This is a genomic window from Microcystis flos-aquae FACHB-1344, from assembly GCF_014698375.1.
In the GTDB taxonomy this organism is placed as follows: domain Bacteria; phylum Cyanobacteriota; class Cyanobacteriia; order Cyanobacteriales; family Microcystaceae; genus Microcystis; species Microcystis aeruginosa.
In genome coordinates this window covers 1-9,372 of the sequence record NZ_JACJSW010000065.1, presented here as the reverse complement: position 1 = coordinate 9,372, position 9,372 = coordinate 1, and the positions used below count along the sequence as shown (strand labels likewise).

8 protein-coding genes and 1 pseudogene are annotated in these 9,372 nt (G+C 40.3%); 6 read left to right on the top strand and 3 right to left on the bottom strand.

Annotation, left to right across the window (positions count from 1 at the left end; genetic code table 11):
- Nucleotides 1-382: transposase family protein (locus H6G48_RS05110; protein WP_190719747.1), on the top strand; the 382-nt coding region annotated here is incomplete at its 5' end.
- 260 nt (nucleotides 383-642) lie between these two features.
- Here the strand turns inward: H6G48_RS05110 and H6G48_RS26050 are convergent.
- Both H6G48_RS26050 and H6G48_RS05105 read right to left on the bottom strand, forming a co-directional pair.
- A complete protein-coding gene (locus H6G48_RS26050; RefSeq protein ID WP_242034532.1) occupies nucleotides 643-855 on the bottom strand; it encodes a hypothetical protein in 213 nt (70 codons plus the stop codon).
- A gap of 59 nt (nucleotides 856-914) precedes the next feature.
- On the bottom strand, nucleotides 915-1,475 hold the full coding sequence (locus H6G48_RS05105) for a GIY-YIG nuclease family protein (protein ID WP_242034531.1): 561 nt from the start codon (nucleotides 1,473-1,475) through the stop codon (nucleotides 915-917).
- A 278-nt stretch (nucleotides 1,476-1,753) separates the two neighbouring features.
- Here H6G48_RS05105 and H6G48_RS05100 point away from each other — a divergent pair, with 278 nt between their 5' ends.
- Both H6G48_RS05100 and H6G48_RS05095 read left to right on the top strand, forming a co-directional pair.
- Nucleotides 1,754-1,996 (top strand): hypothetical protein, encoded by a 243-nt coding sequence (locus tag H6G48_RS05100; protein WP_190719734.1) that lies wholly within the window; start codon nucleotides 1,754-1,756, stop codon nucleotides 1,994-1,996.
- Between the two features lie 156 nt (nucleotides 1,997-2,152).
- On the top strand, nucleotides 2,153-4,903 hold the full coding sequence (locus tag H6G48_RS05095) for a glycerol-3-phosphate acyltransferase (protein ID WP_190719731.1): 2,751 nt from the start codon (nucleotides 2,153-2,155) through the stop codon (nucleotides 4,901-4,903).
- 739 nt (nucleotides 4,904-5,642) lie between these two features.
- Here the strand turns inward: H6G48_RS05095 and H6G48_RS05090 are convergent.
- Nucleotides 5,643-7,799, bottom strand: coding sequence for a putative PEP-binding protein (locus H6G48_RS05090; RefSeq protein WP_190719728.1), 2,157 nt, complete (start codon nucleotides 7,797-7,799; stop codon nucleotides 5,643-5,645).
- 357 nt (nucleotides 7,800-8,156) lie between these two features.
- On the opposite strand from H6G48_RS05090, the gene H6G48_RS05085 reads away from it, so the two are divergent.
- From H6G48_RS05085 to H6G48_RS27105, 3 genes and pseudogenes are all read left to right on the top strand, one after another.
- A complete protein-coding gene (locus H6G48_RS05085; RefSeq protein WP_002795661.1) occupies nucleotides 8,157-8,852 on the top strand; it encodes a response regulator transcription factor in 696 nt (231 codons plus the stop codon).
- A 174-nt stretch (nucleotides 8,853-9,026) separates the two neighbouring features.
- On the top strand, nucleotides 9,027-9,239 hold the full coding sequence (locus H6G48_RS05080) for a hypothetical protein (RefSeq protein WP_002757840.1): 213 nt from the start codon (nucleotides 9,027-9,029) through the stop codon (nucleotides 9,237-9,239).
- Between the two features lie 20 nt (nucleotides 9,240-9,259).
- A pseudogene (locus tag H6G48_RS27105) lies at nucleotides 9,260-9,372 on the top strand (transcriptional regulator); the annotation flags it as partial.

Here is a 9,372-nt window from a genome sequence, read left to right as displayed (position 1 = left end):
TATTGATTTAAAAACGAAGAAGATAATGTGTTTAAGGCATGGAAAAGGAAGAATGCACGATTTTAAATTATTCCCAAAAAGTCAAGTAAAATTACCTAAAACAATAAAATTATTAGCAGATAAAGGCTACCAAGGAATTGTAAAAATTCATGAACTAAGTGAGATTCCTATTAGGAAACCAAGGGGAAAGAATTACTCGGAGGAGCAGAGGAAATATAATCGGGAATTAGGGAGAATAAGAGTAGCTGTAGAAAATGTTAATCGCTGTTTAAAAATCTTCAAAATTCTCTCTTACCCCTATCGAAATCGCCGATATAAATTTGGATTAAGAAGTCATTTAATCGCTGGAATTTACCATAACGATTTAGGTTCAAAAGCCTAAGCAAAAAACTAACTATATTCTTTTAATTTAGCTGAGAATAACAAGCTAGATATCTTGGTCGTGCCAATAATGTATTGAGAGTTGATTAACCGTATCTGTGGAAAAATAATGGTGGAAAGATCATAAATTTAGAAGTTCAAAGACGAAATAGATAAACCCTCCATTATACCATAAAAAATTTTTGCAAGAGGTCTAATGAACGCTTGCGCCCATAATGTAATATAGATATTTCTCCAAAATTGAGATGCACCCATTCAAGATTACCCTTCAATCCAAAGCAACGGAACTAAATCATCGACAAAGCAGGATAAATCCGCAAAATCATAAGGATATTGATTAGACATTCTCTTAAAATCATGTTCTGGGATTGTTCTCATTTTTACCCCAGCAAGTTTTTGAAAATTTGTTATTGATTTAATCTGTTTATAATTATCGGTAGGGGTGATAGAGATTATTACTCCATTACAAGCCATTTCCCAATGATTATTATAGGAACGATTCTGACGAGCTAGGGCTTTTTGTGCGCGACTGCCTATTTGAAAATCTTCTGGCCCCCTGTTCTTCCCCAAGGTTTTCTTCTAATCTTAAAACTGGTATTTATATTATTATTTTCTTGAATAAAATTTTTAATCTTTGCGGCTGTCCCTTTCGGAGAACAATCTGTCCAGTCATATTTCAAATGAATATGTGGTAGCTCTTGAGAAGTTTGTGGTTTAAACCCAATAATGATTAATCGTCGAGAAAATTCCCTGAGAAAATTTCGGAAGACTAACTCTGATGGTACAACTTGTGGAGATTTAACTTCTGTTTTATTTAGCAAAGGTTGAAAATGTTTAATTAGATATAGTTCAATTTCATTTAATTCTTCATTATTGCAAGCTTGCCAAGCTATTCTTACAGGATAATCTTGATTAATTTCTTGTAATTGATATATACGATGATGATTTTTCCAGCGATTTAAAAGATTAACTGCTTGACCAATATAAAGAATTCTATTTTGAGAATCGATAGCAAAATATATGGCCGAACAATCAGGAAGTTGATTTAAATTATCTAGTTCTACTGAAGACATTGCCAAAGGATCGAGCAGCATAAACCTAGTCTTATTTTATTTCCAAGATAATAATTTTGTGTAATTGCTATCAATTATAACTCATTGTTGGCTTAATTTTTTTAGGTAAGGGTTTTAAAATTGCCGTAACCTTTATCCTGTATGCTTTTTAGCGAATAAGGTAAGCAGAACAGTGGCGATTCCTTAACCTCAAAATGGTCTTTTTGTACTAATAAATATGCGGGTAGAACGCTCAATGCTTTTGCTAGACTACATTTGAGACAATTTATCAAATTTTCGGTTCCAGAAATGAGCGAACGGTGAGTGATAAAATTCATGTCAGCGAAGAAGTCCGTCTTACTCTCTCGACTTTACCTCGATTGAAAACTCTTGAAAACTTTTGCCCAAAAGCCAAGTCTATCTTGGTAAAATTACAAACGAAAAATTATCGAGACTTAGACAAGGCTCTCGAAGAAGCTTTTAAGGCAGTCTCCAAGAAAGACACCCGTAATTGCTGCAATCACTATTGTCATTATACCTCATCTGTCCGAGAAAGGCTGTAAGTATTTATAAAGTAAAATTTAAAATAAATAATGTCGTGGGTTGGTAGAGCTAAAATACTATATAAGATTTAAGGGAGTGTGGACGGAATTATTCTAATCCCGATACCTGACAGGACTTCACCGAGAAGTAACTATTTTTTAGAGCCAGAAAATATAATGACAGAAATTTGGGGTTCCCTATTTATTTTTTTAGTCTGTCCTATCATCGGTGGATTGCCTCTGATCGATTGGATAAATTATCTCGTAACTGGACGTAAATTATCCCAATTAGGGACTGGTAATATCGGTGTAACTGCCGCTTTTTACCATGGGGGTAAATTAGTGGGAATTTTGGCGGTAATTTCGGAAGCAGCCAAGGGAATTATCGTTATTTTCCTAACCCGTTTATTTTTTCCCACCGGCTCCCCTTGGGAATTATTAGCTTTAATTGCCTTAGTCATGGGGCGCTATTGGTTAGGAAAAGGTGCAGGAACTACTAATGTTTTCTGGGGATTAATGTTTCACGATTTTGTCGCTGTTTTTCTCACCTCAATCATTAGTGTAATTAGCTTTACTATTTTTCGAGAAAAATCTACGGGTAGATTGGTAGGATTATTTTTATTAGCTTTAATTCTCACCTTGCGCCGTCCCCACGATTCAGGTTATATTATAACTGCCATTGCTTTAGCCTGTTTATTAGGGGCAATTTTTCAAAAAATACCCGACGATTTAGACTTACCCGAAGCAAGTGTTAACAATGAATCAAAAACTATGTTTCGTTTTTTTCGTGGAGATCGATCGATCCAAACCCTTGATGACAATCTGGTGGCTTCAAAAGTGGGACAAAAGTCCGCCACTTTAGCCTATCTTAAGCGTGCCGGTTATCCCATTCCTAGGGGTTGGATTTTACCACCGGGGGATGATCCACAACCGTTAATAGAATCTCTTCATCCTGATATTAATCATCCCTTAGTCGTGCGATCTTCCGCTATTGGAGAAGATAGTGAAACTGCTTCATCTGCGGGACAATATACCACAATTCTTAACGTTGTTGATCGAGAAAATTTAGCGGCGGCGATTTTAAGTTGCCAAACCTCCTATAATAGTCCTAATGCTGTTAATTATCGACTCGATCGAGGTCAAGAAAACACGGCCATGGCTGTGTTAATTCAAGAACAAATTCGAGGAGTTTTTTCGGGAGTTGCCTTCAGTCGCGATCCGATTAATCCTCTCAGTTTAGATGTGGTTATTGAAGCTTTACCCGGAGATGCCACCAGAGTTGTATCGGGAAGAATCACCCCCGAAAGTTATCGAGTTAATTTAGAAGAAAATATCATTATCGGACAGGGAGATATTCCCCCGGCTATTATTCAACAGGTAGCTAATCTTTGTCGGCAATTAGAAAACCTTGATCATGGCATTCCCCAAGATATAGAATGGACTCATGACGGACGAAAATTATGGTTATTACAGTGCCGTCCTATCACTAATTTACAGCCAATTTGGACAAGAAAAATCGCAGCGGAAGTTATCCCCGGGGTAATTCGTCCTTTGCCTTGGTCAATTAATCGTCCTTTAACCTGTGGAGTTTGGGGAGATATTTTCCAGTTAGTTTTAGACAAAAAAGCTCTCGATTTGGATTTCAATGAAACAGCGACTTTACACTATCAAAGAGCCTATTTTAATGCTTCTTTATTAGCAACAATTTTCCGTCGCATGGGATTACCTCCAGAAAGCTTAGAATTCCTGACTAAAGGGGCAAAGTTTACCCAACCACCTTTAACGGCAACCTTGGCTAATTCCCCTGGTTTATTAAAACTTTTAGGACGGGAATTACAGTTAGAAAAAGACTTTAGCCAAGATCAAAAAAACTATTTTATCCCGACGCTCAAAAAAATTAACGCTACTTCCCCAGAAGCTTTATCTTCAGGGGAGATTTTAGAGCAAATTGAGGAGATTTTAACCGTCTTAAAAAAAGCTACCTATTATAGTATTCTTGCCCCTCTTAGCTTCGCCTTGCGTCGCAGTATTTCGCAAGTACCTTTTGAGAGATTGGATAACTCCCAAGCACCAGAAATAGCCTCAATACGATCGCTATCTGAACTGAGAAAAAATACGATCGATCGAGATTTTGACTCAGCTTTTTCCCTCTGGTTAGAAACCTACGGTTATTTAAGCGAAGTGGGAACCGATATTTCCATACCGAGATGGCGAGAAAATCCCCAATATCTGCTACAACTACCCTTAGATATTCCGGGCAATAATAGCCAGAAAAAAGTTAAATCTTCCCACAATGTCCAAAAAAGATTAAATATCAAAAACCAGGTTACTGAAATTTACTCCCGTCTTTTAGCTCACCTACGCTGGCATTTTCTCGCTTTAGAAACCCTCTGGTTACAGCAGCAAATATTATCGGAGACGGGAGATATATTTTATCTAAATTACTCAGAAGTTACCCAGTTGGGTCAGAATAATAAAATCGCCCATCTTAACCAGATTATCCGTCAGCGTCGCCAACAATTCCAAGAAAACTCTCAATTAACCGATATTCCCTACATCGTTTATGGACAACCCCCGAAAAGAGAATTTTTAGTTTCAAATTTAACTGCCAAAAAACGCTTACAGGGAATTGCCGCTAGTGGGGGGACAGTGGAGGGACGAGTCAAAATTATGCCAACCTTACAAAATCTAGAAATTGCCCCCAATACTATTCTCGTTATTCCCTATACTGACTCAGGATGGTCGCCTTTATTATCCCGGGCTGTGGGAATTATTGCCGAGGTGGGGGGACAATTATCCCATGGTGCTATTATTGCCAGAGAATACGGAATTCCCGCGGTTATGGATGTGCATAATGCCATGAAATTGTTAAAAGATGGTCAATTAATTCGTCTCGATGGCAGTCAAGGAATTATTGAAATTCTCTAGGCATTAGGGGACAGGGTGTGGGGTGTGGGGTGTAGGGTGTAGGGTGTAGGGTTTTCCCGATTTTGAGGAGGTCAATTACCTAATTTTCAGGGAAAAAGTCCCTGAATTTTCCCCCCGATCACTCCCATATCTGGTACTTTTTGATTGACAAAAAGTCTAAAAGTGTTACCCAACAAAGTTTTCAGATTTATTCAGCAAACCTTATCTAATGCTAAATCCTGTTTAAGAAGAGCGCCGGAGCGGGAAGTGGGAAGTGGGGAAGTGGGGAAGTGGGGAGAATAAATAAAAATAATCTCCTGTCTCCTGTCTCGGAGTCTCCTGTCTCCTGACTTCTAACCCAATGTTGCTCAAAGATAAGCAAAAATTATCTATGAACTCCAACAACTTGAGAATATTTAAATTAACATTTCGCAATATTTACAAATTCTTAAGAATTAATTGAGAAAGATTTTTATTTAACAACGATGTTACAATGGTTACAGCGATTTGATAGAATTTCATAGTGGGGTATTCTATGCTTTTTTGGGCAGCAACGGTTGAAACCCTTGCCACACCTAGAAGGTAATCCTCATTAAGACAGGTAAATGAGTCAATTTCACCCACAACGATGATCTTTTTTTTGTGTAGTTTTATTGCAAAAAAAAAGTTTTTTTGACAAAAAGCACAAAGTATGAATTAGGAAGTGGGGTAGTGGGGAAGTGGGTTGATGGGGTAGTGGGGTAGTGGGGTAGTTCGGAAGTTATCTGCTATTTTCCAATAAAAATCTTCTTTCGGCGCGAACAATTGCCTCTCTAGTGGCTAAAACTGCTTCTGTATCCACCGAAAGAGAAGTCACACCCCAAGCAATCAGATCATCGATAAGTTCAGGATACTGGACGATAGCCATGCCGCAAACGGAACAGGGAATCTGTAAAACTTTTGCTTGAGTGATAATTTGTTTTAAGGCCGCTCTGACTGCGGGATGACGGGCGTTAAAATATTCTGAGAAATGTTCTCGATCGCTACCTAAAAGTAATTGAGTTAAATCATTAGTACCAATAGCGATTAATTGTACCCCCGCTTGCACATAATCCCCCAATTGAAAGATTACCCCGGGTACTTCCACCATTATCCCCAATTGGAAAGAAGGGACTTGAGTGAGTAAAGCCGATTGTACCCGTTGCCGGCAAAAAATAAATTCTTCAACCCCGCGGACAAAGGGAAGCAGTAAATTAATATTGGTGGCGCTGGTGGTTTGTACCCGTCGTAAAGCTTGCAATTCCAGATCGAATAGAGTCGGATCTAATATATAACCATGGGTTCCCCGACTGTCTTGAGCCGAATGTTGAGCATCAAAAGAACGGTAAAATAAAGGCTTAGGCTGGATACTAAGGGCAAATTGTGCGATTAAATCACTTAATCTCTCGATCAATGCTTCTTGATGCTCTGGTGTTAACCATTCTTCTAGATTACGCTGAGAAAGTAACTCTAAAATCATCCATTCTGAGCGCAATAAACCGATCCCATCAATAGGCAGTTCTTGGATTCCGGCAATACTTTCAGTTTGACTGAGATTAACCATCAAACGGGTAGCAATTGCCGTCCCGTCGGTTTCTCTGGGTGGTGGTGGGGGTAAGGAAATCTGTTCCTGAGATGCTAGAGAAATAATTCCCCTCGTACCATCTACTAAAATTATCTCACCTGAGCGGATAATTTCCGTGGCATTTTTCACCCCGACAACGGCAGGAATGGCTAATTCCCGGGCTAAAATGGCTCCATGGCTAGTTAATCCCCCCTGTTCCGTGATCATTGCTCTAATTTGGCGTAAATGGGGCAGTTTTTGGGGAGGTAAATTAGTAGTAACCAGAATGCAATCCTGAAAAGTTGCCTCTGGGGAGTCGAAATTGCTGATCACTTTTGCCACTCCCGATGCCAACCCCGGGGATGCCCCTAATCCTCTTAAGGGATAATGGCAGGTAGTAGCGGTGATTTCCTGACTGTGACAGCTAAGAATATAAATTTGACCATCCAGCATCATCAGCCATTCTATGCTGGTTAACGTCGGTTTTTCCGTCAGCAGAGATTGAACCAGTTGACAAAGGCGATCGAGGGCGAAATTATCTAAACAGTAGCTTTCCTGTAAACTGGGTGCTAATAATTGTGGCGCGAGCAGATTACTGTCACTATTGAGATAATAAGCGCGGGATTTATTGCCTAATTGCCGACTGCGTAATTGACCGGAGCGATCGATAATGTAGGTATCCGGTGCCACTTCTCCATTAGCTAAACTGTGTCCTAATCCCCAAACCGCCTGAATTTGCCAGTTATCCTCATTAATCAGCACATTTCCCGCACAATTGGCTGGTAATAACGGTTGTACCAGTAAAGATAATTGAATTTTTTCTAAACCAATTCCCACTTTTCGCCAATAAAATAGACTTCTGGCGGTGAATAACTCCGCCCAAGCTTGTTTTAGGGCATTTTCTAGATTATCTGCTTTAATTCCACTGATTGGGGCGGAAAATAAACCGAGAGTTCGCCGAGCCAGATTAGCTGGTAGGGAAAAGCGCCATACTAGGGTATCCATGGATAATTGTGCCACGGCCGCCTCTAGTTCTTCTAACCAGAGAGGAGGAATTTGCGCTTGTAAAATGGCGCCCCGACTCTCTTTGGCGACTAATTGCAGAGCTTTTGCGTTATCTACGTCTAAATAGAGGGAAGATTGCGGAAAATCAGTCAAGAAAGAGTCAGCATTGTTGATAGTTTCCAAAAATTCCGCAAAAATGCGGTTAAAAATGGCAAATCCCCCGATAATTGGGTATCCTCGCCGGTGTAATTCACTGGCAATAAAAGCTTTTTCCCCCACCAGGGGGCGATCAGAAGCACTAATGCGATCGAGCCAGCAGAGAATGGTCACGGGATTTGTTAAGAATGGTGAAAGGATTCTAAAATAATCTAGGTGATTTTTGTAACTTTTTAGTTCTATCTGCTAGTTTAACTCACCGTCACTATCTTGAGGATGATCTGGGAAGTGGGGAAGTGGGGAAGTGGGGTGTGGGGTGTAGGGTGTGGGGTGTAGGGTGTGGGGTGTAGGGTGTGGGAAGAATAAATAAAAATAATCTCCTGTCTCCTGACTCCTATCTCCTGTCTCCTGACTACTGACTCCTAACTCCTGTCTCCTGTCTCCTGTCTCCTAACTCCTGTCTCCTGACGACCGGCTCCTGATAGCTGATAAGATAGGATTCGGACAATATTCGAGCGCTGCGAGAAATTGATGGACACACCTGCGAAAGTTTTGTTAGTGGATGACGAACCGGGGGTTCGTGAATCTGTGCAAGCATATCTACAGTACGGGGATGACTTCGAGGTAAGAACTGCTAGTAATGCTAACGAAGCCTGGGATTTACTCAATCAAGAAATTCCGGAATTAGTCATCTCCGACATTATGATGCCGCAGGTGGATGGCTATCAGTTTCTGAAGAAATTGCGCGAAGATGCTCGTTTTCAGACAATTCCCGTGGTTTTTCTCACTGCTAGGGGGATGACGAGCGATCGCATTCAGGGTTATAATGCCGGTTGTGATGCTTATTTATCCAAGCCTTTCGATCCCGAAGAATTAGAAGCATTAATCAAGTCTTTAATCGAGCGCCGTCGTCAATCCCTGCAAGCCACCAGCGAAAACGCTAGATTAGAAGAAATTGCCCGAGATATCCGGGAATTAAAACAGCAGGTGGGACAACAGAACACTTTTACTACTACTCCCCCCCCGATTAAAATTGACCTTACCCCCCGGGAACAAAGCGTTTTAGATTTAGTAGCGGAGGGATTGATGAATAAAGAAATTGCCAGTCGTCTAGAAACCAGCGTCAGAAACGTAGAAAAATACGTCAGTCGCTTATTTAGCAAGACTGGTACTAATAGTCGCACGGAATTGGTACGTTTTGCCCTAAAACACGGTTTAACCAGTTAATATAGCAGCTAAGGACAAAGTAGCAAACGGGAGTGTCAATAACTGACGATGACAGGCAACTGAATTACCGATGGAAAACGTTTCATCAGTTCATCTTATGGCTTCTGGCGTTGAAACAAATTTTGTTTTAGAGCTAACCTTCGAGCAAGAGCAGAATGGGAGGATATGTCAACCATGTTAAGCACTGATCTAGAGATAAGACTAGCAACTTTAGAAGCTGAAGTAGCACTGCTTAAGCGTTTGCTACCTACTGTCAGCGAAACTCCCTGGTGGGAAAAAATTGTCGGCACTTTTGCTGATGATCCGGCTTACGAAGAGGCAATGCAGTTTGGTCAAGAGTACCGTCAGTCCCTAAAACCGTTAGCCGAGGAAGCATCCGAATCCTGAAATGTATCTCCTTGACACCGATGACCCTTACTTTTAATCCAGAAAAATACAAAGAATTACTAGCTCGCCATTTACCTAAAGTTATTAAAACAGAGGCAGAAAATGAAAAAGCTTTGGCTATTGTGGAAGAATT